This window comes from Oleisolibacter albus (assembly GCF_003336875.1).
GTDB lineage: Bacteria > Pseudomonadota > Alphaproteobacteria > Azospirillales > Azospirillaceae > Niveispirillum > Niveispirillum album.
Window position 1 is genome coordinate 1 of record NZ_QGNJ01000013.1, and the last position, 20815, is coordinate 20815.

Genomic DNA, 20815 nt, shown 5'->3' on the forward strand with positions numbered 1-20815 from the left:
TCGCCCCACCGGTCTCAGCCAGAACCTTCGTGATCGCCGCCGTCAGCGACGTCTTCCCGTGGTCCACGTGGCCGATCGTGCCGATGTTGCAGTGCGGCTTCGTCCGCTCAAACTTTGCCTTCGCCATAGCTCCTGTGCCCTTGCCTGGTGCGACCTTGAGGCGCCGATGCGTATCAGTATTGAGTTGGAGCGGGTGAAGGGAATCGAACCCTCGTCGTAAGCTTGGAAGGCTTCTGCTCTACCATTGAGCTACACCCGCCCGTGCCCCGAACTCTGGGTGACGCGACCACCATCATGCAGAACGGCGCGCCCCAAGACCTGGAGCGCGCCTGAACTGGTGGAAGGGGCTGGATTCGAACCAGCGTACGCTATGCGGGCAGATTTACAGTCTGCTGCCTTTAACCACTCGGCCACCCTTCCGCGGTGCCGCGTCCCGACCAGCGCCGGAACGGTGCCGGGGGGAATAGCTAAATCGCCGGGGGCGTGTCAACGCCAATTTCATCATTTTTTTCACGCATGACCCGCCCGCGGCGAAACTGGTGGCGCGGACCGGCCTGTTCCCCGATGATAGGCCGTTATGAAGAATCAACGCCCCCCTCGGAATTCCGACCGCCGCACCTCCCGCGGCCCCGCCCCCACCGGCCATACGCCGGGCGGCAAGCCCACCCGCGCCGGCGGCCCCGGCAAATCGGCCGCGGGCAAACCAGCCCGCGCCTCTGCTGGCGCTCCTGGCCGCGTCTATGACGACCAGGCGCGCGACGGGGATCGACCTGCCCGCGGCAAGCCCGGCCCCCGGACGGCCGGCGCCGCCGGCCGTGGCCCGCGTCCGCCGCGCGATGGCGCCCCCGCGGGCGAGCGCCGCGCCGCGCCACGCTCCGACCGGCGCCCCGACCGGGCGGAGGATTACCGCGGCGACGAGCGGCGCGAGGCCGGCCCCCGGCCGGCGCGTGCGCCGCGCGGCGAGATGGCGGCGGAAGGCCGGGGTGAAGGCCGCGCCGAGGGCCGTCCCACCCTCAACAAGCACAACCTCCTTTACGGCATCCATGCCGTATCGGCCGCCTGGGCCAATCCCGCCCGCACCTGCCGCTCGCTCTGGGTGACCGAGGCGGGGCTGGAGGCGCTGGATCAGGCGTTCGACACCGCGGCCGGGCGCGAGCTGGACCGGCCGGAGCCGAATCTGGTGGAGAAAGAGGATCTGGAGCGGATGCTGCCGCCGGGCGCCGTGCATCAGGGCGTGGCGCTGGACTGTGCCCCGCTGCCGGAAGTGGCGATCGAGGACATCATCATCGCCACCTCCGGCGATCCCCAGGCCATGGTGGTGGTGCTGGACCAGGTGACCGACCCGCACAATGTCGGCGCCATCATCCGCTCGGCCGCGGCCTTCGGCGCCAAGGCCGTGATCGTGCAGGACCGCCATGCCCCGCCCCTGACCGGCACCCTGGCCAAGACGGCGTCGGGCGGGGTCGAGGTGGTGCCGCTGGTGCGGGTGACCAATCTGGCCCGGGCCATCGACGATCTGAAGCAGGCGTCGTTCTGGACCGTCGGCCTGGCCGAGAGCGGGGAGCGCCACCTGCACCAGGTCGATCTCAGCGGCCGCAGCGCCCTGGTGCTGGGCAGCGAGGGCGACGGGCTGCGCCGGCTGACCGGCGAGCGCTGTGACGAGATCGCCAAGCTGCCCACGGGCGGACCGGTCGGCGCGCTGAATGTGTCGAACGCCGCCGCCGTGGCGCTTTACGAGGTCGCGCGTCGGCGCTAGTCTGCGGCGCCGGTCCGGTCACCCCCGGACCGGCCCGGATCGCCGGCTTAGCTCAGCGGTAGAGCAACCGCCTTGTAAGCGGTAGGTCGTCAGTTCAATCCTGACAGCCGGCACCATTCCCCGCGCACGCTTCCCATCCGACTCACCATACTGGCGGCTTTGGCCGACGCCGCGACCGGCGTGCCTCGGACCGCCCCGATTCCCGTGGCCGCAAGCCCGGGCCGGTGCCGTTTTCCCCCGCCCTGGGGGGATCGGCGCCGTGGCGCACTATGCCGCCGCGAAGAAGTCCGCCTTGATCCTGAACGTGCAGCGCAGTCCTGTCGGCTCCCATTCCTGCACGGCGGATCCGCCGACCTGGGTCGCCGCGGCGGCCAGGATCGTGGAGCCGAAGCCCTGTTTGACGGGCGGTCCGCCGAGGGGCGGCCCCCCGTGCTCGCGCCATGTGACCTCCAGATCACCGGCCGGCGCGATCCGCCAGGCCACGATGATCCGGCCCGCGGGACTGGAAAGCGCGCCATACTTCGCGGCATTGGTGGCAAGCTCATGGAAAAGCAGCCCGATCGACTGCACGGCATCGGCCTGCAGCGTGACGGCCGGTCCGGCCAGGGTGATGCGGACTTCGGCATCGCCATAGGGCATCAGCTCCTCGCCGATCAGCGTGCTCAGGTCCGCACCGCGCCAGCGGCTTTTGGCCAACAGCGTATGCGCCCGGGCCAGGGCGGCAATGCGGCCGTCGACGGCGTCCACGAAGTCGGCGGGGCGCTCGGCGCGGGTCAGTCTGACGATGGTCTGGACCACGGTCAGCGCATTCTTCGCGCGGTGGTCGACCTCCCGCATGAGCAGCGCCTGATGCTCCGCGGTTTGTCGTTGCGCATCGGATGCCTGTGACAGGGCGGCGGCGGCGATGTCCACGTCGCCCAGGCCAGAGGGGGCGAAGGGCAGGGCCTCGCCCTGCCCAAGGGCCTTGGCATGCAGGGCCAGACGGCGGATCGGCCGGGAGACGCTGCGCGCGATGAACAGGACCAGGGCCAGATTGAGGGTCCCCAGGGCGCCGCCGCCGACGAAAAATGTCCAGAGGGCGCGGTTCCTGGCCCCGTCCAGTTCTTCCCGCGGCACGCCGACGGCAACGATCCAGCCGCTGCTGGGCGCGCGCAGGGCCGCGGTGTAGACGGCGGTCTTGTCCTGGGTGACGTTGGGGAAGACCGCTTCATCCGCCTGCGCCAGATGCGAGAGGATCAGCGGACTGACGGCCTTCCCGGCGAACAGGTCGCTATTCGGGATGCGGGCGATGATCCGGCCGACCCGATCCGCAACCACGACGACCCAGCCGGACGGCAAATGCTGTTCGGCCAGGATGCCGGTCAATCCGGCGGGTGTGAGCCCGCCGCTCAGCACATAGGCGACACGGCCCCCCTGCATCACCGGAACATCGACGGCGACGAGCAGACGCCCCAGGGGCTTGCCGATGAACAGATCGGTGACACGCGGCCGGCCGGTGGCGAAGACGAAATCGAGATTCTCGCGGGACGTGCGCTGGCCAAGCGGGCTGCCATAGGGAAGGCTTGAATTCACGACCTGCTGCCCGTCGGAATCATAGAGCACGAAGGACCGTGTCGGGTACGGCCTGGTCACGCGGGCCAGCCGGTCGTGGAACCCCCTCATATCCCCGAAGGACAGTTCCGGCGCCAGCGCCAGGATCTCAAGGGACCCGACCAGGGACCCGATCTCACGCTCCATCGCGGCGGCGGTCGCGCGTGCCAGATTCCTCTGGCGTTCCATCGCCCAGTCGAACTGGATATCGGCGAACCGGACCAGAACGACGCTGGCCAGCACGAACAGCGGCAGGCTGGCGGCCGCCGCCAGCACCAGCAGGCGCACACGCAGGGAGCGCAGCGCCACTGCGCCAAGCCCGTTCAACCACGACAGGGACCGAAGCGGAGTGACCGGTCGCACAGCCTCCTCCTCGGCTCAAGCATTGCGAACCCGCGAATTCCGGCACGAATTCTCGTTATATCCTGACGCGGCGGCACAGGCTTACAAACACTATATTCGCGTCAAATCCCCAACAGGGGAACGGCCCCCATGCGGGCACTCCCGATCGGCGAGGAATCACGTCCCGCAAGGCGCCGCCGGCGGTCCACCCGCCGCTGCCGCGTGTTCCCCCCGTGCCCGCGCGGACGATCCGGTCCGCGGGGCCACATCGAGGGGAGGATCAGATGGCTGAAGACAGCACCAAGACCGGTATCGGCACGGAACCCGGCATGGGCACCGGCACGGACACCGGGAGTGGCAGCGCCGGCGGGACCGAGGCCCTGCGCCAGGGGGCCGAGCGTCTCCAGGCCAGCCAGCGGGCCATGACCGAGGCCGGCCAGATCATGAGCCAGCGCGGACAGCAGATCATGCAGGAATGGATGCGCACGGCCCAGGGCACGCTGGAGCGCCGGGCCGAGCAGATGCGCCAGTTGGCGGCGGCCCGCTCGGTCACCGACGTCATGCGCCTGCAGGCCGAGATCATGCAGGCCGAATACAGCGAAGGCGTGGAGTTCGCCCGCCGGGTCAGCGACATCGCCATGGAAACGGGCCGGGAGATCATGCAGCGGGGCACGGCGGCCGGCTGATCGCGGCGCCACGCCAACGAAAACGCCCGCCGGCGGCGCCGGCGGGCGTGAAGGCTGAGCAGGAAACAAGACCGTGCGGACGGTGGCCGGCCCGGTCAGACGGAGACGTCGAGCATGGCCCCACGGGCGCCGATCATGTCGACAGACAGCTTCACCGCCGCCGGCGGTTCCTGAATCTGCTGCATGATACGCTGCTGACGACGGTTGTTGGCTTCTTCCGTCACCGACTGCATCGCCTGCGCCTTGGCTCTGGCCTGCTGCGTGATTTGCGCACTGGCCTGAATCAATCCGTCGAGCCCCATGGCGGCCCCCAACACTCCACACGATCCCTATAGCATAATGATGAACCACCGCCCGTCGGCGTCAAGGCGATAAGGCCCTGCCCTATCGTAAGGATAGGTTCTGCGGGAGGCCATGTCGGCCTGCCCCCCCGCTTCCCGTCCCTCAGCGCCGGCGGGGCAGCACATAGGGTTTGCCGCCCAGATCATAGCCGATTCGTTCCGACGGTACATCGTTGAGGTTGCGCAGACCGCCGCCATCCACCGTCTGATACAGGCCCAGATCGCGGCCGTTGATGTAATAGACCGCCGAGCTGCGGAAGGTGTAATAGCCCTCGCGGGCGATGGAGACGGTCAGGATCATCTCGGTGTCCGTCTCCTCGGGCCGGGCCAGGGCGGTATCGGCCAGCAGGGCGCCGGCGATGCCCGTGCTGCCCCAGGGAAAGCGGTCGGCCAGATTGGCGGCCACGGCCACGCCGGAGGCCAGAATGGTCAGCGGTCCCGGCGCCGTATGGGACCGGCGCTGGGCCGGATCGGTCTTCACCGTCAGCACATCGATGCCCACGGCGGTGACGTCGGGCCGGGGATCGACGGCCACCAGATGCCCCATCCCCACCAGCCGCGTCGTCACCGCACTGAGGAAGGCGTCGGCGAACACCGAATCCTCCTGCCGCATCATATAGAGCTGGACCGGAACCTTCTTGCCGGTCTGGAACTCCAGATGGGCGGAAATTGCCGAGGCCACATCATCGGCCACCACCTGCCAGTGCCCGGCCGATTGCAGCACCGGCTGCGGCCGCAGCGGCACCGACACGGCCGGCGGGCGATTGGAACAGCCGGCCGTGGCCAGCAGCGCCGCCGCCAGAAGCAGCCCCAGGGCGGTCCGAGCGGCGGCGACGGGCCGGCGCCAAGGCAGGGGCGAGGCGGAGGATGACAGGATGGGGGGGCAGCTGGGCATGGGGCAGACCCTGGGACGGAAGCGGCGGGGCCGGCGGGCCCTGCACTCGCCGCGGAACGAAGCAAAGCCCATGCCAGGGCCAATCCATCCGATCCAGAGCCCCCCGCCCCGGTTCAGCCGCGGTGACGCAGCCGCTCCCCGGCCGTCCGGCTGGCCTGCGCCACCTGCTCCGGCGCCAGCGCCGACAGGGCGGCGATGATGTCGGCCTGCTCGACCCGGCATTGCTGGCGGAAGGCATCGCGCAGGCGGGCGAAACGGGCGTGCCACAGCGCGTCGCCGGCCGCCTCGCGTTCGGCCAGCAGCGCGGCCAGCCCCTCCACCTCGCGCTGCAGCTCCACAGCGGCGGCGATGGCGGCCGGAACCCGGTCGGCGATGGCGGGATGCACCGCCGCATCCATCATGTCCCCATGGGCCGCCCACAGGGCGCCGAAGCGCAGGAAGGCCCGGCGCCGCTCCTCGAAACCCTGCTGCATGGCGTTGCCGGCATCATCCAGCAGATTGCCGCCGGTTTCGTGGTCGGTCTCGATGCGCGTGAGGATCATGGGGGCCGGTCCCGTGCTGCCGCTGGGCATGCGCTGGCGCCGGCTGTCCGGCGTCAGGTCCGGGCAGGCAACAGCCACAGGGCGGTGCCGGTTCCGGCCATGGCTGGGGACAGCGCCTTCAGGGCACCGGTCCGGTGACGTCCTTGGCCATCACCACGGTGAAGCTGCTCTCGTCGCCCTTGCTGCGCTCGCCCTCCGGCTCGCGTCCCTGGATGCGGAAGCAGATGGTTTCGGCGATGTTGGTGGTGTGGTCGCCGATGCGCTCCAGGTTCTTGGCCACGAACAGCAGATGGGTGCAGGCGGTGATGCGCTGCGGCGATTCCATCATATAGGTCAGCAGTTCGCGGAACAGGGCGGTATAGGCCCGATCCACCTCCTCGTCCCGGCTGCGCACGGCCAGGGCGGCGGCCAGATCGTCGGTGTGGTAGACGCGCATGACCTCGCGCAGCATCTCGGCCACGGCCCGGCCGATGGGTTGCAGCGACCGGGTCAGTTCGATCACCGGCAGCGATTGCAGCGCCAGCGACCGCTTGGCCACATTGGCGGCGAAATCCCCGATCCGCTCCAGGTTGGAGGCGATGCGCAGCGCCCCCACCACGTCGCGCAGGTCGCGGGCCATGGGCTGACGCAGGGCCAGCAGGCGGACGGTATGGCTCTCCACCTCCCGCTCCAGCGCGTCCAGCTCGGAATCACCCTGCATCACGGTCTGGGCCAGGGTGCCGTCGCGGTTGACGATGGCCGCGATGGCATCGTCGATCTGGCGGCAGGCGATCTCGCCCATGCGGGTGATCAGACCGTGCAGCGCCTTCAGCTCGGCATCATAGGCATTGACGATATGGCGCGGCGGCGACGGGGTCTGGGTGTCATTCACGGCGGCTGCTCCTGGCGGGGCCTGTACGGACGGGTCGCAAGAAGCATCTAACACATTCCGCCCGGCCTGTGGCAGGTTTAGGAACTGCGCCCAGCCCTTCGAACCGCGGACAGCCCTCGGGATGACGCCCCAGGAAATCCTTTCCATCATCGAAAAGCATGAACGCTGGCTGCGGCGGCTCACCGGTGGGGCGCGGGCCATGCTGGCCCTTCAGGACCTGCAGGGACACCATTTCTCCCACGCCAATCTCCAGAACTGCAAACTCTCGGGCGCCAACCTGTCGGACTGCGACTTCACCGCGGCCAACCTGTCCGGGGCGGACCTGTTCGCCGCGCGGATGACGCGGGCGGTGCTGGTGAACTGCAATCTGACCAATGCCGACCTGCGTGGCGCCCATCTGCGCGGGGCCCGCATGAAGAGCGCCGTGCTGCGCGGGGCCGACCTGCGCGGCGGGGCGCTGCTGGACCGGCGCAGCGCCAATACCCTGCGCATGGAGCCGTCGGATCTGCGCGGGGCGGAGATGGACGACGCCCTGCTGGCCAATGCCAACCTGGCCGGGGCCGATCTCAGCGAATGCAGCCTGGTCGGGGCCGACTGCACCGGGGCGCAGATGACCGGCGCCAATCTCAGCCGGGCCGTGCTGAAGAACGGGACCTTCACCGGGGCCGACATGCGCGGCGTCAACCTCATGGGCTCGAACCTCACCGGCGCCCGGCTGCGCGACTGCAATCTGGCCGGGGCCATGCTGTCGGGGGCCAATCTGCGCGGGGCCGACCTGCAGGGGGCCAATCTCGACGGCGTCGATCTCAGCAATGTCGATTTGCTCGGCGCCAATTTCAGCCGCGCCGCCGAATCCTTCAGCGAGACCATCCAGCGCATCCTGGCCCAGCACCAGGCCTGGATCGCCAGCAGCGGCGCCAAGGGGGCACGGGCCAATCTCGAAGGTCAGAATCTGTCCCATATCGACCTCAATGGCGCCAACCTGTCCGGCGCCAACCTGAAGCGGGTCAATCTCCAGGGGGCCAAGCTGCGGGAATGCTCGCTGGTCATGGCCGATCTGGTCGATGCCAACCTGCAATATGCCGATCTCAGCCGCAGTGCCCTGGATGGCGCCAATCTGCGCGGCGCCGACCTGGGCGGCGCCCGCCTGGACGCGGCTCATTTCGGGCCGGTGGAGATCAAGGGGCCGGACGGCCACGATACCGGGCGCAAATGGCCGACCAATCTCAGCGGCACCCGTCTGGCCGAGGCCAGTCTGGTGGGCACGGTGCTGCGCCATGCCAATCTGGCCGGCGCCGATCTGCGCGGCGCCGACCTGACCCGGGCCAATCTCCAGGCCGCCACCCTGCGCGGTGCCGACCTTGCCGGCGCCCGCACCGAGGGTGCCGTCCTGCCTGCCGCCCACGACGACGAGGATGACGACGCGCTGACCTGATCCCGGCCATGGAGGCGGCTGCGGTCAGTCGGCGGCCAGCCGCTCCAGGACGAAGGCGCAGCGCGCCTCCGGCGCCATGGCCGTCTCCGGCAGGGCGATCAGCCGGGCCGGTTCGACCCAGCGCCGGCACAGCCCCTCGATGATGGTCTGGAAATGCAGCTGGAGCCAGGGGTTGGGGCTGCGCACGCCGTCCGCCGCCAGCGGCATGGCACCCCAGGGCAACAGCACGATGTGGCTGTAATCGGCCAGGGCCATGATGGCACGGGCCAACAGCGCCTCGGTGGCCGCCGGATCGTCGACACCATAGCCGTTGGACAGCCAGAAGGCCGCCATGTCCAGCGGCGTGCGGTCACTGACCAGCCCGCCATCGATACGGGCAAGGTCGCACGCCAGCGCATCGGCCTGACGGCAGAGCAGATCCCGGTGCTGGTCGCGGCTCAGGCTGTGCAGGTCGAAGCCCTGCTCCAGCAGCGCCCGCATGGCTTCCGGCAGGACGGGCACGGCCAGCCGGCACGCCACCGCCGCCGCCAGGGTGGTCTTGCCCGTCCCGGCGCTGCCCGTGATCCCAAGCCTCGGTGCCGCCCTGCTCATTCCCTGAGCATAACGCGGCGCGGTGCCACCCGACCAGTGTGGTTCTGTCACCATGACCCGCTGTGGCACCGCGGCTTGCCTGCCGCCCGCGGCCGCCGTAAGGTCGCGCGCGCCCTTCCCCGTCCTCCTGCCCGGCGCGAGACATGCCTCTGCGGTTCCGCCTGCTTCCCGCCGCCGCCCTGCTGCTGCTGGGCCTGATATCACCCGGCATGGCGGCGCCGCTCCCGCCGCAGCGGGTGGTCTCGCTCAATCTCTGCACCGACCAGCTGGCGGTGCTGCTGCTGCCGCCGGAGCGCATCGCCGCCCTGTCCGACCTCTCCCGTGACGCCGACCTGTCCTATGTGGCGGTGCAGGCGGCCTCGTTGCCGGTCACCCATGGCACGGCGGAGGAGGTGCTGGCCCTGCGGCCCGACCTGATCCTGGCGGGGATCTACACCGCGCGGCCGACGGTGGCCCTGCTGAAGGCCCGCGGCATCCCTGTGGTCGAGCTTGGCCTGGCCGAGGATTTCGACAGCATCCGCGCCCAGCTGCGCCAGGTCGCCGCCGCGCTGGACAGCGGCGACCGGGCGGAGGCGCTGATCGCGTCCATGGACCGGATGCTGGCAGCGGCGGCCCCGGCCGACGGCCGGCGCCCGCGCCTGTTGAGCTTCTCCGCCGGAGGCTTCACCGCCGGGGCCGGCACCCTGATGGATGCGGTCATGCAGCGGGCCGGCCTGGACAATTACGCCGGCAGCCATGGCCTGCAGGGTTATGGCTATCTGCCGGTGGAGCTGGTGGCGGCGGACCCGCCGGACCTGCTGCTGACCCGCCTGGCCGCGGAGACGCGCCCCTCGTTGAGCACCCGGCTCCCGGCTCACCCGGCCCTGACCCGCAGCGTGCCGCCCGCGGCCCGCATCGATGTGCCGGCCCCCCTGTGGACCTGCGGCGGCCCCTTCACCGCCGAGGCGGTGCAGCGGCTGGCGGCCGCCCGTGACCGGCTGCTGCGGGCGGCCCCGGTCCTCCACCCGGCCGCAGCCTCCGGGACGCCTCCATGACCCCCTCAGCAACGACGACACCCATGATCCCCCCCTCCGCCGGCGCCCCGGACGTCCTTGCCCGAGCCGGGCGGCGCTGGCTGCTGCCGCTGCTGCTGCTCACCCTGCTGCTTCTGATTCTGGGCTCGCTCTCGGTCGGCCCCAGCCCGGTGTCGCTACCCCTGGCCGTGCGGGCCTGGTGGCAGGGCGGCGACAGCACGGCGGCGGTGATCTTCGCCGAGATCCGCCTGCCGCGCGCCCTGCTGGGCGCCCTGGTGGGGGCGACGCTGGGATTGTCGGGCGCGGCGCTCCAGGGGCTGCTGCGCAATCCGCTGCCGGAACCGGGCGTGGTCGGCGTCTCGGCCAGCGCCTCGCTGGGCGCCGTCATCTGCTTCTACAGCGGCCTCTCCACCCTGTGGGCGCCGGCCCTGCCCCTGGGCGGCATGGCCGGGGCGCTGGTGGCGGCGCTGCTGCTGTTCCTGCTGGCCGGCCGCAGCACAAGCCTCCTGTCGCTGATCCTGGCCGGTGTGGCCATCAGCAGCCTGGCCGGCGCCCTGACCTCGCTGGCCCTGTCGCTGTCGCCGAACCCCTTCGCCCTGGCCGAGATCGTGTTCTGGATGCTGGGGTCGCTGGCCGACCGCAGCATGGACCAGGTGGCACTGGCCGCCCCCTTCATGCTGGTGGGCATGGGCCTGCTGCTGGCCGCCGGCCGGGCGCTGGATGCGCTGACGCTGGGGGAGGATACCGCCCGGTCCCTGGGCTATGACGTGCGCCGGACCGGCCTGCTGGTGGTGGGGGGAACCGCGCTGGCGGTGGGGGCCGCCGTGTCCGTGGTGGGCACTGTCGGCTTCGTCGGGCTGATCGTGCCGCATCTGCTGCGGCCGCTGGCCGGGCACCGCCCCAGCCGGCTGCTGCCCCTGTCGGCCCTGGGGGGCGCGTCCCTGCTGCTGGCCGCCGACATCGCCGTGCGCCTGGGGCCGCCGGGACCGGAACTGAAGCTGGGTGTGGTCACCGCCCTGCTGGGCGCGCCCTTCTTCCTGGCGCTGATCCTGCGCACACGGCGGCAGCTGGCGTGAAGCCCGGAACGGGCGGTGTCAATCGATCTCGTCGTGGCCGGCCGCGGTGCCGAGCGTCGTTGCCATCTGCCCTTCCAGATTGCCCAGCATCTGCCGCAGCACCTGGGCGGCCTTGACCAGATCCGGCGGCTGAACGCCCTGGACGGCGATGCGGGCCACCTCCACGGCACAGGGCAGCAGCACATCCTTCAGCGCCCGGCCCTTCGGGGTCAGGAAGATATTGACCTTGCGCCGGTCATGGGGGTTGCGCATCCGCCGCACGAAACCGCGATGTTCCATGCTGTTGATGGCGGTCACCGTGGTCGGCTCCATCATGCCGACGCGCTGGCTCAGCTCGCGCTGGGTCAGACCGTCCTCATCCCACAGGGCGCGCAGGAAAAACCACTGCCCCATGCTGACTCCATGGGTGGCGATCTGTGCCTGGAGCGAGCGGGCCAAGGCCCGATGCCCCTCCCGCAAAAGATGCCCCAGCCCGGCGTCAACCGCCCCGACCGGATCGACTGCCAGTGCCACCGCGGATTCATGTCCCTTACTTGCAGTCATTAATCATTCCACATAATCAATATCATGAAGCCCGCTGGCCATTCTGGAAAATCAACCATTCCGCGCACAAGGCAGCCAGCCCGCCCACAAAAGACGAAACTTTTACGGGCATCACTCAATGTCCGCGTCACCCTGGGTTGGTCGTTCCGGACTTTGCGTCGTTTTTGCCTTTTTGGCAACAGGGCACACAGTCAACAAACAGCACTTCGTCTTTCGGATTAAGAGTTGATACAGCCATTAGGCTTCTAAGTATTATTCAGCCCCCTGCCGACAATGGCCTGCTTTATTTCAGACTTTCGGTCAATACCCTTCCATGACACGGCCCGCGGGCTGCGCCTTCCGTCGCCGGCCATAGCGCGGTCCCCCCTGGACATCGGGGCGGAAGATCCCATCTGGGCGGGCCGGGGCAACATCACTATGCTGCCCCCGCCGACACCGGCGATCCAGCAACAAAGCGGCAGCAGTCGAGAGGATGAGCATGCGACAGGTAACCGTGGCGGCAACCCAGTTTGCCTGCAGTTGGGACCGGGCGGCCAATGTGGACCGGGCCGAGGCCATGGTCCGCCGCGCCCATGCCGAGGGCGCACAGATCATCCTGCTGCAGGAACTGTTTGAAACGCCTTATTTCTGCAAGGACCAGAAGCCCGAACTGTTCGAACTGGCCGCTCCGGTGGCGGGGCATCCGGTGCTGGCGCGCATGGCCCGGCTGGCGCGGGAGCTGTCGGTGGTGCTGCCGGTCAGCTTCTTCGAAAAGGCCAACGCCGCCTATTACAATTCCCTGGCCATGATCGATGCCGATGGCGAGATTCTGGGGGTCTATCGCAAGAGCCACATCCCGGATGGACCCGGCTATCAGGAGAAATACTATTTCAATCCAGGGGATACGGGCTTCCAGGTCTACACAACTAAGTATGCCAAGATCGGCACGGCCATCTGCTGGGACCAGTGGTTCCCGGAATGCGCCCGCGTCATGGCCCTGACCGGGGCCGAGCTGCTGTTCTACCCCACCGCCATCGGCTCCGAACCGCAGGATGACGGGCTGGACAGCCGCGACCACTGGCAGCGCGTCATGCAGGGCCATGCCGGCGCCAATCTGCTGCCGCTGGTGGCCAGCAACCGCATTGGCCGCGAGGAGGGCGATTGCTGCGGCATCACCTTCTACGGCTCCAGCTTCATCGCCGGACCGAAGGGCGAGAAGGTGGCCGAGGCGGGACGCGAGGGGGAAGCCGTGCTGACCGCCAGCTTCGATCTCGATGCGCTGGCCCGCCTGCGCGCCGGCTGGGGCCTTTTCCGCGACCGCCGGCCGGACCTTTACGGCCCGATCCTGAGCCTGGATGGCCACCCGCGCTGATCCGCGCACGTTTGGCGCGTAAAAGCATACTCTACTGATCCCTTAGCGTGTATATACTGCCCGGGACGTCGCTTGCGCGGATGTCCCGGGAATGCGCCTGATCCTGCTGTGCCTCGCCGCCCTGCTGCTGTCCCTGCCCGGCCGGGCCGGACCGACGGGCGATAACAGCCGGCGCTCGGCCGGAACGGCGGAAGCCGCGCTGGCGGAAACCGCGCCGGCAGAAACCGCGCTGGAGGCTGCCTATTCCGCGCGTGCCGGCCAGTCGTTGCGCCAGTTCGGCTATGACCTGTTCGCCGGTCCGCCGCCGCTGGCATCGCCGATCCCGGCCCCGGTGCTGGACCGGGCGGCCGACGACCATGTGCTTGGCGTCGGCGACGCCGTCACCGTCGTCCTGCGCGGACAGACCGCCACCACCGCCACATACCGCGTGGGCAGCGACGGGCTGCTGGTCATCGACGAACTGCTGCCCCTGGCCGCTGCCGGGCGCACCCTGGCCGCGGTGCGGACGGAGATCGAGGCGGCGGTGTCCACCGCCATGGCCCAGACCCGGGCCTTCGTCTCGCTGGCCGAGGCACGGCCGCTCAGCGTGCTGGTCCTGGGGGCCGTCCCCCGGCCCGGACGGCAGACGCTTTCCCCGTTCGCCAGTGTCCTCGACGCGCTGCTGGCCGCTGGCGGCGTGCTGCCCGGCGGCAGTCTGCGCGACATCCGCCTGTTGCCGCCGGGGGAGCAGGGGCCGGGCCGGCCTGTCGATCTCTATGACCTGCTCGGCAGCGGCGGCGGCGCCGCCACCGCCCGCATTGCCGACGGCAGCCGCCTGCTGGTGCCGCCCCTGGGGCCGACGCTGGCCGTGGCCGGTGGTGTGCGCCGGCCCGGCATCTATGAGCTGGCGCCGGGGGAGCGGCCTGATCTGGTCCGTCTGCTGGCCTGGGCCGGCGGCGCCCTGCATCCCGGTCCCCACCGGCTGCTGCGCCTGGGGTATGGCCCCGACGGGGCCGAACGCGCCACACCGGTCGAAGACGGGGCGTCCGGACCGGCATCGGCGGACGGCACGCTGTTCGCCGATGGCGATATCCTGCTGCTGGCGCCGCGCCGCGACGACCGGCAGGGCGTGGTCCAGGTGGAAGGCCGGGTGCGCCAGCCCGGCCCCCGGCCGCTGGATCGGGCCGGCGGGCTGGAGCGGCTGCTGACGGACGCCGATCCCGCCCCCGACGCCTACCGTCCCCTGGCCGTGCTGGTCGGGGCCTCCGGCCAGTCCGGAACCCTGCGGGCGGTATCGCTGGACCGCATCCTGGCGGGGCAGGAACCGGTCCGCCCCGCCGGGGGCGACACGCTGCTGCTGCTGGGGGAAGAGGAGATCCGCTGGCTCTCCAGCCGGTCCGTGCTCGCGGTTCTGGCCGGCCGCCCGCCCGCGGACCGGGACTGTCCCGGCCTCGACGCCCTTGCCGCGGCCCTGGCGGCGGATACCGGGCGGACACCAGGCCCCCTGACCCTGGCCGCCGCCGGCCTGGACGGGCCGGACCTGCCCTGCCCGCCGCTGATGCGGCAGCGGCCCGGGCTGGCGCCGTTCCTGCTGTCCCATGCGGTGCTGCTGCGCCAGGGCGTGCTGCGGCCCGGCCTCTATCCGCTGGCGCCCGGCCTGACCCTGGCCGACCTGCGGGAGGCGGCCGGTGGCCCGCTGGACGGTCCCGCCCATCCGGGACAGGTGGTGGATCTCGACCGGCCGGCGGTGGAACTGGCCGGTGCCGTCCGCCGCCCCGGCCGGGTGGCCCTGGAGGCAGCCGGGACGACGCTGCGCGCCCTGCTGGCCGACGCCCTGACCCCGGAGGCCTATCCCCTGTTCGCCGTGCTGGATCGCCGCGATGCCCGCAGCCTGAGCCACAGCCGGATGCCGTTCGCCCCCGCCGATATCCTCGCCGGCCACCTGGACCGGCGCCTGCAGGATGGGGACCGCGTGCTGATCCTCGACCGGGCCAGCCTGGAGCGGTTGGTCCCCTCCCCGTCCACCCCCGCTCCGGCCGGAGATCCCGACGCCGGAGAGGCCGGACAGGAGGTCGATGCCGCCCCGGCCGCCGCACCGCCCTCCCCCTGGCCGGGAGAGGAGGATCTGGCCCGGCTGCTGGCTGCGCATCTGGTGCAGGTGCGTGGCGCTGTCGCCGCGCCCGGCGCCTATCCCGTGGCCGACACGGTGGAGCTGGCGCACCTGCTGCAGGCGGCGGGCGGGCTGGCCCGCCATGCCGACCCGGCGCTGCTGGAGATCACCAGCCGCTCCGGCAGCACCGGCCTCCGCCAGTCCCGGCGGCTGGCGGACCCGGCCGGGGTACGGCTGGAACCGGGGGATTCGGTGCGCGTGGGCGCCCGCTACCGGCCGGGGCCGGCGCCCAGCATCACCCTGGCCGGCGAGGTGGCCCAGCCCGGCACCTATGACATCGCGCCGGGCGAGAAGCTGTCCTCGGTCCTGGTCCGGGCCGGCGGGCTGACGCCGCAGGCCTACCCGGCCGGCGCGATCTTCACCCGGCGCAGCGCCCGCCGGACCGAGGAGGAAGCGCTGCGCCGGGCGGCACGCGATGTCGACCACGGTCTGGCCCAGGCCCTGACCCGCAGCAATCCGCCCGACGCCGCCCGTGTCGAGCTGGCCCGTGCCCTGGCCGACGATCTGCGCCACCGTCCGGCCCTGGGCCGGATCACGGTGGAGGCCGACCCCGCCGCCCTGGCCGCCCGGCCGGAGCTGGACCTTGTGCTGGAACCCGGCGACCGGCTGCTGCTGCCGCGGCGGCCGCTGACCGTCACCGTGGCCGGCGAGGTGCTGTCCCCCGCCTCGCTGCAATTCACGCCGGAGAAGGAGGCCGAGGATTACCTGCGGGAAGCCGGGGGCCTGACCCGCGCCGCCGACCGCGGCCGCGCCTTCCTGATTTATCCCGACGGCAGCGCCCAGCCCCTGTCCGGCCTGTCGGACCGCCACCGGCTGGAGCTGATCCCGCCGGGTTCGGTGCTGGTGGTGCCGCGCGATCCCGACCCGTTCGAGTTCCTGCCGGTGGCCCAGGGCGTCACCACCATTCTGGGACAGCTGGCCCTGACCGCTGCCGCCATCGCCAGCCTCGACGATCATTGATGCCGCCGCTGCTGTCGATCATCACCGTGGTCAAGGATGATCTGGCCGGGCTGGAAGCGACCCGTGCCTCGATCCGGGCGCAGCAGCAGCGTGATTTCGACTGGCTGGTGGCCGATGGCGGCTCCCGCGACGGCTGTGCCGCAGCCCTGGCGGACTGGGCGGCGGAGCTGGCCTGGTGGGACAGCCGGCCCGACGGCGGTTCCTTCGCCGGCATGAACCGGGCGATGGCGGAGGCCCGGGGCCGCTATCTGCTGTTCCTCAATGCCGGCGACCGGCTGGCGGCGCCCGATACGCTGGCGCGGCTGGCGCCGCTGCTGCGGACGGAACGGCCGGACCTGGCCTACGGTCATGCCTATGAGGACCCCGGCGACGGCCGGCCGCGGCTGAAACCGTCGCGGCACTGGCGCTGGGCCTGGTACGGCATGGTCGCCCACCATTGTGCCCTGCTCTACCGCCGGGCCCATGTGGCGTCCCTGCGCTATCCCACCGATCTGCGCATCGCCGGCGACCATGCTTTCACCCTGCAGGCCCTGGCCGGGACCGCGCGTATCCTGCGCCTGGATCTGCCTGTGGCCCGCTTCGCCCCGGGCGGGGTGTCGCGGCGTCAGGCCGCCCTGGGCCGGGCGGAGCAGGACCGGCTGCGCCGGACGCTGCTGGGCATGCCGGCCCCGCTCAGCGCCGGCATCCGTCTGGTGCAGACGGCCACGGCCGGCCTGCGACATCTGGCCCCAGCAACCTATGCGCGGCTTCGCTTCCACGCAGATCAGCCATCGCCTGAAAAAATGCGGGGTCTGGACAAGCCGAATTGCCTGCCTGACCGTTAATAGCGGTGCGGTAGAGTCGGCCCGGGCGGCTTGATCCATCAGGGAAAGCCGGGGTCATTCATGCCCGAACAAATCCATTTGCCCGCTAAGGTTTCTGTTCTATACAGCGAAGGCGCCGTTCAGGTATCAGGAGAAAGTGATGAGCGCAAAGAAGAGCTCGAAAAAGGCCGGACTGGCACAGCCATACTCCCTGTCGAAACGGGGGGAAGGACCTAATCCCATCGACATCCATGTGGGTCAACGGCTGCGTCTCCGTCGCACACTGCTGGGTCTCAGCCAGGAGACACTGGGCGAGGCCGTGGGAATTACCTTCCAGCAGTTGCAGAAGTACGAGCGCGGCGCCAATCGCATCAGCGCGAGCCGCCTGTTTAACTTATCGCAGGTGCTGGGTGTGCCGGTGACCTTCTTCTTCGAGGATCTGCCGTCGCAGGATACCAGCCTGCCGGCGATGGAGCCGAGCGAGACCCAGGAATTCGAATCCATGGCCCGGCGTGAAACGCTGGAACTGGTTCGCGCCTATTACCGGATTCAGGAAGAGCCGGTGCGCCGGCGTGCCTTCGAACTGATCAAGGCGCTGGCCGGTGACAACGATGCCGGTGATCGGGCTGGCGACGACGCCCGGGGCGACGACTGAATGGTCGGTCCGGTGCCGGCCCATCGGCGTTTCAGTTCGACCTGCCAGTAATAGAAAGCCCTGAACAGCGCGTGATCCAGTCCGGCCTGCCCGTCCAGCAGACCGAGACGAAGCAGATAGGCGTGCAGAAAGACCAATAGCGGCCGTAGCGGCAGGTGCTGGAACAGGGTTTTCAGCAGACGCCGCCACGGCCGTTCTGCGTGCAGCGCCAGCGCAGAGCCGGCGGCCCCCCGGCCCGCCGCCTCCCAGTCGGAATAGCGGTTGTGGCGGTCGAACAGCCAGTGCGGGCCGCGCAGTTCCACATGCAGCAGGAATCCGCCCAGCCGGCCGATCCGCCCGCGTACCGCCGGCTGGTAATGCCCCTCCACCTCCCAGCCGCCGCCGGCCTCGCAATCGGGAAAACGGCAGCGGCGCCGGTGCATCAGGGCGATCTTGCGGTAGCGCGTGCCGAAGCGCAGCATCCGTCCCAGGAACAGCGGCCGGCTGTCGATGAAATAGGCGGCGCAGTCCGGCCCGGCGCGGAACAACCGCTCCAGCGCGCGGCGCAGGGTCGGGGTTACCCGCTCATCGGCATCGACGAACAGCACCCAGTCATGGTGAAGGCCGGGCAGGTCCAGGCACCATTGCTTCTTGCGGGGATAGCGGCCGTTCCACTGGAACGGCACCACCCAGGCGCCGCCGGCGGCGGCCAGAGCCGGCGTCCCGTCATCACTGCCGCTGTCCACCACCACCAGTTCGCCCAATCCGGCCAGCGAGTCCAGACAGGCGCCGATGTTGGCGGCCTCGTTGCGGGTCATCACCACGATCGACAGCGGCAGACGGTTCATCGCCCCCTCCCCTGGATGCGTCCGCTGGCCGCGCGGGCAGACAGCAGGATCAACGCGGCAGCCAGTCCGGCCAACGTGCCCAGTGGCAGCAGCCGCACCGGATCGGGCCAGTCGGTCAGGCCGGGCGCCGTGGGCGGCACCACCAGATCGGCAGCGAAGGGCAGGTCGAGGTCGAGCATCAGCAGCAGCCGCTCCTGATCGGCCAACAGGGCGGACAGCAGCCGGTGGGTCTCCGCCGTGGTGCCCTCGCCCAGGCGCCGGCGCAGGAAATCCCGCTCCGCCCGGATGCGGCGGACCGCCTCCTCGCGCAGCAGCCCGTCGGCCGCCGCATGCAGCCTGACCAGCACGGCCAGTGCCACCCCACGGTCCGGATGGCGCATGCGGATGCGCCGCATCGGCCCGCCATCGATGGTCTCCAGCACCAGCAGGCGCCGCAGCCGCCGGGCCAGATCATGGGCATCAGGCGGCGCCCAGTCCTCCTGACCAGCCAACCGCCGGGCCAGCCGTCCGGCCCGCGCGCCCAGGCCCGGCGGTGGCCGCCAGACCTGCCGTCCGGCATCCCACGCCTCCTGGAACAGCGGCACCATGACAGCCGGGTCCGCCACCAGCCGACCGGCCACCGGCACCGTTGTCAACAGCTCCAGATAGCGGGCGAAATCGGACAGAAGCTCGTCGCCGCTGCCGCTCTCGGCCAGCGGACGGCTGGGGGCCGCCCCGGCCGGGCTGCGCGCGCCCATGGCGGCGGGACCGCTACGGCCGACGGGGCCGACCACCATCTGCGCCGTGTAGGTCGGGGACACCAGCCGCAGCAGCAGAAGCGCCAGCAGCGTCCCTGCCGCCGCACCGCTCAGCAGCCAGGGCCAGGCACGGCGCCAGGCCTGCCAGAGCGGACGCAGCGAGGCCGGCAGGGCGCCGCCGGGCAGCAGGATGATCCCGCCTGCGGCCTCGGCTCCGTCCGTCGGCGTCTCCACGGCCGCGCCCAGGCCGCCGCCGGAGGCCATGGCACCGGCGACCAGGCTGCCACCAGGGGCGTTGCCCTCGGCCGCACTCATGCGGGGCCCGCCATGCCCAGGACAGCGCTGTCCACCGGCTGCACGCCGCCGACCACGCCGGCGGCCAGACGGCCGATCCGATCCACCGCCTCGGCCCGGGTCCAGCCCTGGCGTGCCGCCCGGGCCTGCCGCTGCAATCGGGCCAGCGCCGCCGGCTCATCGGCCAGCCGGCCCAGGGCCGCGGCCAGTGCCCCACCGGTCGGTGGCAGCACCAGCCCCGCGCCGCTGTCCCGCAGCATCCGGGCCGCGCCGGACTCCGCCGGACCGCAGAACAGCACCGGCCGGCCGGCCCCCAGGGCCGCGCCGACCTTGCACGGCAGCATCAGCCCGGCCGCCCCCTCCCGCATCAGGGCGATGTGCAGGTCGGCGCTGGCCGACAGGCTGGCGATGTCCGCCTCCGGCAGCGGCGCCAGCAGCCGCAGATTGTCGAGCCGGTGGCGGGCGACGACCTCCACCAGCCGGTCGGCCTGCCGCCCCGCCCCGACCACCAGCAGCGTGATCTGCGGGTGGCTGCGGGCGAGCCGCCATGCCGCCTCGCCCAGGATCTCCACGGGATGGGCCAGTCCCAGCGTCCCGGCATAGAGCGCCACCAGCCCCGGTGGCCGCCGCCCCAGCAGGGCGGCCAGCCGGATGGGGTCGGGCTGGGCCGAGCGCAGCGCATCCTGCGGCCAGTTGGGCACGACGGTGATCCGGGACGCCGGCACGCCGGCGCGACAGAGACGGGCGGCCATGCAGGGGCCGATGCAGAGGACCGCGCCCTGGTCGGCCAGGGCCGCCCGCATGATCCGGCCGGCCAGACGCGACAATGGCTGCGGCAGCGGCCGGCCCAGCACCGGCAGCAGATCGGGATAGAGATCCTGGACCCAGTGCAGCGTCTCCCCGCCCCGCAGCCGCCGCAGCACGGACGCCAGCAGCGCCAGCAGCGGCGGATCGGTCATGGTGATGACGAGGTCGTGCGGCGGCAGGCGCAGGGCCGCCCGCAGCAGGCGCCAGCCGGCGGCGGCATAGGCGCGGACGCCCGCCGACGCGGCCCTGCCGGGGCCCGCCGCCCCTCCGGTCACCACCACCGCGATATCGGGCATTCCATCCCGCTCGGCCGCGGTCCCGTCCCGGATCGCAGCCGGACCGGGTCCCTGGTCCACCAGCACCGTCACCCGCCAGCCGGCCTGGGCCAGATGCCGGGCCAGATCCGCCAGAAGCCGGCCGGAGGCACCGGGCGCCGGGGGCAGGACACGGTTGATCAGAAGCACCGAGCGGGCGGTCATGGAACGGTCCGATGCGGCAATCGGGCGGCGTGCTAGAGCATGATAGGCACAATCACGACTGTAAAGGGAGTT

The 20815-nt window shown here is 71.1% G+C and carries 20 protein-coding genes and 3 tRNA genes; 10 read left to right on the forward strand and 13 right to left on the reverse strand.

The genetic code is table 11. The features are described 5' to 3' along the window. The 3 genes from DK368_RS16235 to DK368_RS16245 all read right to left on the reverse strand — a co-directional run. A partial coding sequence (locus DK368_RS16235; RefSeq protein WP_240002540.1) for a GTP-binding protein occupies positions 1-127 on the reverse strand: 127 nt, incomplete at its 3' end. 58 nt (positions 128-185) lie between these two features. Further along, positions 186-259: transfer RNA gene (locus DK368_RS16240), tRNA-Gly, on the reverse strand. Positions 260-335: 76 nt separating this feature from the next. Then, positions 336-420: transfer RNA gene (locus tag DK368_RS16245), tRNA-Tyr, on the reverse strand. Between the two features lie 157 nt (positions 421-577). Between DK368_RS16245 and rlmB the strand changes: the two genes are divergently transcribed. Further along, the gene (gene rlmB, locus DK368_RS16250; RefSeq protein WP_114395029.1) at positions 578-1756 is read left to right on the forward strand and encodes a 23S rRNA (guanosine(2251)-2'-O)-methyltransferase RlmB; all 1179 of its coding nucleotides are present in this window, start codon (positions 578-580) and stop codon (positions 1754-1756) included. Between the two features lie 41 nt (positions 1757-1797). After that, positions 1798-1872: transfer RNA gene (locus tag DK368_RS16255), tRNA-Thr, on the forward strand. A gap of 151 nt (positions 1873-2023) precedes the next feature. Here DK368_RS16255 and DK368_RS16260 read toward each other — a convergent pair. Next, positions 2024-3655: a sensor histidine kinase gene (locus DK368_RS16260; protein WP_114395030.1), complete on the reverse strand. Its 1632-nt coding sequence runs from the start codon at positions 3653-3655 to the stop codon at positions 2024-2026. Between the two features lie 317 nt (positions 3656-3972). Between DK368_RS16260 and DK368_RS16265 the strand changes: the two genes are divergently transcribed. Further along, entirely contained in the window at positions 3973-4374 is a 402-nt protein-coding gene (locus tag DK368_RS16265) for a phasin family protein (RefSeq protein ID WP_114395031.1), read from the forward strand. 95 nt (positions 4375-4469) lie between these two features. Here the strand turns inward: DK368_RS16265 and DK368_RS16270 are convergent, their stop codons facing one another. The 4 genes from DK368_RS16270 to phoU all read right to left on the reverse strand — a co-directional run bounded on the left by DK368_RS16270 (position 4470) and on the right by phoU (position 7023). Beyond that, positions 4470-4676 carry a hypothetical protein gene (locus DK368_RS16270; RefSeq protein WP_155524603.1) on the reverse strand — a complete coding sequence of 69 codons (207 nt, stop codon included), beginning with the start codon at positions 4674-4676 and terminating at the stop codon, positions 4470-4472. Positions 4677-4818: 142 nt separating this feature from the next. After that, positions 4819-5610, reverse strand: coding sequence for a hypothetical protein (locus tag DK368_RS16275; protein ID WP_114395033.1), 792 nt, complete (start codon positions 5608-5610; stop codon positions 4819-4821). Positions 5611-5723: 113 nt separating this feature from the next. Next, entirely contained in the window at positions 5724-6152 is a 429-nt protein-coding gene (locus DK368_RS16280; RefSeq protein ID WP_155524604.1) for a hypothetical protein, read from the reverse strand. A 118-nt stretch (positions 6153-6270) separates the two neighbouring features. After that, positions 6271-7023 (reverse strand): phosphate signaling complex protein PhoU, encoded by a 753-nt coding sequence (gene phoU, locus DK368_RS16285; RefSeq protein ID WP_240002537.1) that lies wholly within the window; start codon positions 7021-7023, stop codon positions 6271-6273. A gap of 121 nt (positions 7024-7144) precedes the next feature. Between phoU and DK368_RS16290 the strand changes: the two genes are divergently transcribed. Next, complete coding sequence (locus DK368_RS16290; RefSeq protein WP_114395036.1) at positions 7145-8458, forward strand: pentapeptide repeat-containing protein; 1314 nt, start codon at positions 7145-7147, stop codon at positions 8456-8458. Positions 8459-8482: 24 nt separating this feature from the next. Here DK368_RS16290 and DK368_RS16295 read toward each other — a convergent pair whose 3' ends face one another. Further along, positions 8483-9049 carry an AAA family ATPase gene (locus DK368_RS16295; protein WP_162306063.1) on the reverse strand — a complete coding sequence of 189 codons (567 nt, stop codon included), beginning with the start codon at positions 9047-9049 and terminating at the stop codon, positions 8483-8485. A 143-nt stretch (positions 9050-9192) separates the two neighbouring features. On the opposite strand from DK368_RS16295, the gene DK368_RS16300 reads away from it, so the two are divergent. Beyond that, entirely contained in the window at positions 9193-10083 is an 891-nt protein-coding gene (locus tag DK368_RS16300) for an ABC transporter substrate-binding protein (RefSeq protein ID WP_114395038.1), read from the forward strand. A 23-nt stretch (positions 10084-10106) separates the two neighbouring features. Next, positions 10107-11138 carry a FecCD family ABC transporter permease gene (locus DK368_RS16305; RefSeq protein ID WP_114395039.1) on the forward strand — a complete coding sequence of 344 codons (1032 nt, stop codon included), beginning with the start codon at positions 10107-10109 and terminating at the stop codon, positions 11136-11138. A gap of 18 nt (positions 11139-11156) precedes the next feature. Here the strand turns inward: DK368_RS16305 and DK368_RS16310 are convergent, their stop codons facing one another. Next, positions 11157-11681, reverse strand: coding sequence for a MarR family winged helix-turn-helix transcriptional regulator (locus tag DK368_RS16310; protein WP_114395040.1), 525 nt, complete (start codon positions 11679-11681; stop codon positions 11157-11159). Positions 11682-12159: 478 nt separating this feature from the next. Here DK368_RS16310 and aguB point away from each other — a divergent pair, with 478 nt between their 5' ends. The 4 genes from aguB to DK368_RS16330 all read left to right on the forward strand — a co-directional run bounded on the left by aguB (position 12160) and on the right by DK368_RS16330 (position 17599). After that, entirely contained in the window at positions 12160-13032 is an 873-nt protein-coding gene (aguB, locus tag DK368_RS16315; protein ID WP_114395041.1) for an N-carbamoylputrescine amidase, read from the forward strand. Positions 13033-13123: 91 nt separating this feature from the next. After that, the gene (locus DK368_RS16320) at positions 13124-16141 is read left to right on the forward strand and encodes an SLBB domain-containing protein (protein WP_114395042.1); all 3018 of its coding nucleotides are present in this window, start codon (positions 13124-13126) and stop codon (positions 16139-16141) included. Beyond that, positions 16141-16965 (forward strand): glycosyltransferase, encoded by an 825-nt coding sequence (locus DK368_RS16325; protein WP_114395043.1) that lies wholly within the window; start codon positions 16141-16143, stop codon positions 16963-16965. Before DK368_RS16320 ends, DK368_RS16325 begins: the two co-directional genes overlap by 1 nt. Positions 16966-17104: 139 nt before the next feature. After that, the gene (locus tag DK368_RS16330; protein WP_114395044.1) at positions 17105-17599 is read left to right on the forward strand and encodes a helix-turn-helix domain-containing protein; all 495 of its coding nucleotides are present in this window, start codon (positions 17105-17107) and stop codon (positions 17597-17599) included. Here the strand turns inward: DK368_RS16330 and DK368_RS16335 are convergent. The 3 genes from DK368_RS16335 to DK368_RS16345 are packed head-to-tail and all read right to left on the reverse strand — an operon-like array spanning position 17494 to position 20743. Further along, complete coding sequence (locus DK368_RS16335; protein ID WP_114395045.1) at positions 17494-18426, reverse strand: glycosyltransferase family 2 protein; 933 nt, start codon at positions 18424-18426, stop codon at positions 17494-17496. The genes DK368_RS16330 and DK368_RS16335 overlap by 106 nt on opposite strands. Next, the gene (locus tag DK368_RS16340) at positions 18423-19478 is read right to left on the reverse strand and encodes a hypothetical protein (protein WP_114395046.1); all 1056 of its coding nucleotides are present in this window, start codon (positions 19476-19478) and stop codon (positions 18423-18425) included. The genes DK368_RS16335 and DK368_RS16340 overlap by 4 nt, the downstream gene beginning before the upstream one ends. Continuing rightward, on the reverse strand, positions 19475-20743 hold the full coding sequence (locus DK368_RS16345; protein ID WP_114395047.1) for a glycosyltransferase family 4 protein: 1269 nt from the start codon (positions 20741-20743) through the stop codon (positions 19475-19477). The genes DK368_RS16340 and DK368_RS16345 overlap by 4 nt, the downstream gene beginning before the upstream one ends. Positions 20744-20815 lie beyond the last annotated feature (72 nt).

Excerpts from the sequence above, each read along its gene's own strand:
- rlmB (WP_114395029.1), top strand. The coding sequence starts at position 578 with ATGAAGAATCAACGCCCCCCTCGGAATTCCGACCGCCGCACCTCCCGC.
- DK368_RS16265 (WP_114395031.1), top strand. The coding sequence starts at position 3,973 with ATGGCTGAAGACAGCACCAAGACCGGTATCGGCACGGAACCCGGCATG.
- DK368_RS16270 (WP_155524603.1), bottom strand. The coding sequence starts at position 4,676 with ATGGGGCTCGACGGATTGATTCAGGCCAGTGCGCAAATCACGCAGCAG.
- DK368_RS16275 (WP_114395033.1), bottom strand. The coding sequence starts at position 5,610 with ATGCCCAGCTGCCCCCCCATCCTGTCATCCTCCGCCTCGCCCCTGCCT.
- DK368_RS16280 (WP_155524604.1), bottom strand. The coding sequence starts at position 6,152 with ATGATCCTCACGCGCATCGAGACCGACCACGAAACCGGCGGCAATCTG.
- DK368_RS16290 (WP_114395036.1), top strand. The coding sequence starts at position 7,145 with ATGACGCCCCAGGAAATCCTTTCCATCATCGAAAAGCATGAACGCTGG.
- DK368_RS16295 (WP_162306063.1), bottom strand. The coding sequence starts at position 9,049 with ATGAGCAGGGCGGCACCGAGGCTTGGGATCACGGGCAGCGCCGGGACG.
- DK368_RS16300 (WP_114395038.1), top strand. The coding sequence starts at position 9,193 with ATGCCTCTGCGGTTCCGCCTGCTTCCCGCCGCCGCCCTGCTGCTGCTG.
- DK368_RS16305 (WP_114395039.1), top strand. The coding sequence starts at position 10,107 with ATGATCCCCCCCTCCGCCGGCGCCCCGGACGTCCTTGCCCGAGCCGGG.
- DK368_RS16310 (WP_114395040.1), bottom strand. The coding sequence starts at position 11,681 with ATGACTGCAAGTAAGGGACATGAATCCGCGGTGGCACTGGCAGTCGAT.
- aguB (WP_114395041.1), top strand. The coding sequence starts at position 12,160 with ATGCGACAGGTAACCGTGGCGGCAACCCAGTTTGCCTGCAGTTGGGAC.
- DK368_RS16320 (WP_114395042.1), top strand. The coding sequence starts at position 13,124 with ATGCGCCTGATCCTGCTGTGCCTCGCCGCCCTGCTGCTGTCCCTGCCC.
- DK368_RS16325 (WP_114395043.1), top strand. The coding sequence starts at position 16,141 with ATGCCGCCGCTGCTGTCGATCATCACCGTGGTCAAGGATGATCTGGCC.
- DK368_RS16330 (WP_114395044.1), top strand. The coding sequence starts at position 17,105 with ATGAGCGCAAAGAAGAGCTCGAAAAAGGCCGGACTGGCACAGCCATAC.
- DK368_RS16335 (WP_114395045.1), bottom strand. The coding sequence starts at position 18,426 with ATGAACCGTCTGCCGCTGTCGATCGTGGTGATGACCCGCAACGAGGCC.
- DK368_RS16340 (WP_114395046.1), bottom strand. The coding sequence starts at position 19,478 with ATGAGTGCGGCCGAGGGCAACGCCCCTGGTGGCAGCCTGGTCGCCGGT.
- DK368_RS16345 (WP_114395047.1), bottom strand. The coding sequence starts at position 20,743 with ATGACCGCCCGCTCGGTGCTTCTGATCAACCGTGTCCTGCCCCCGGCG.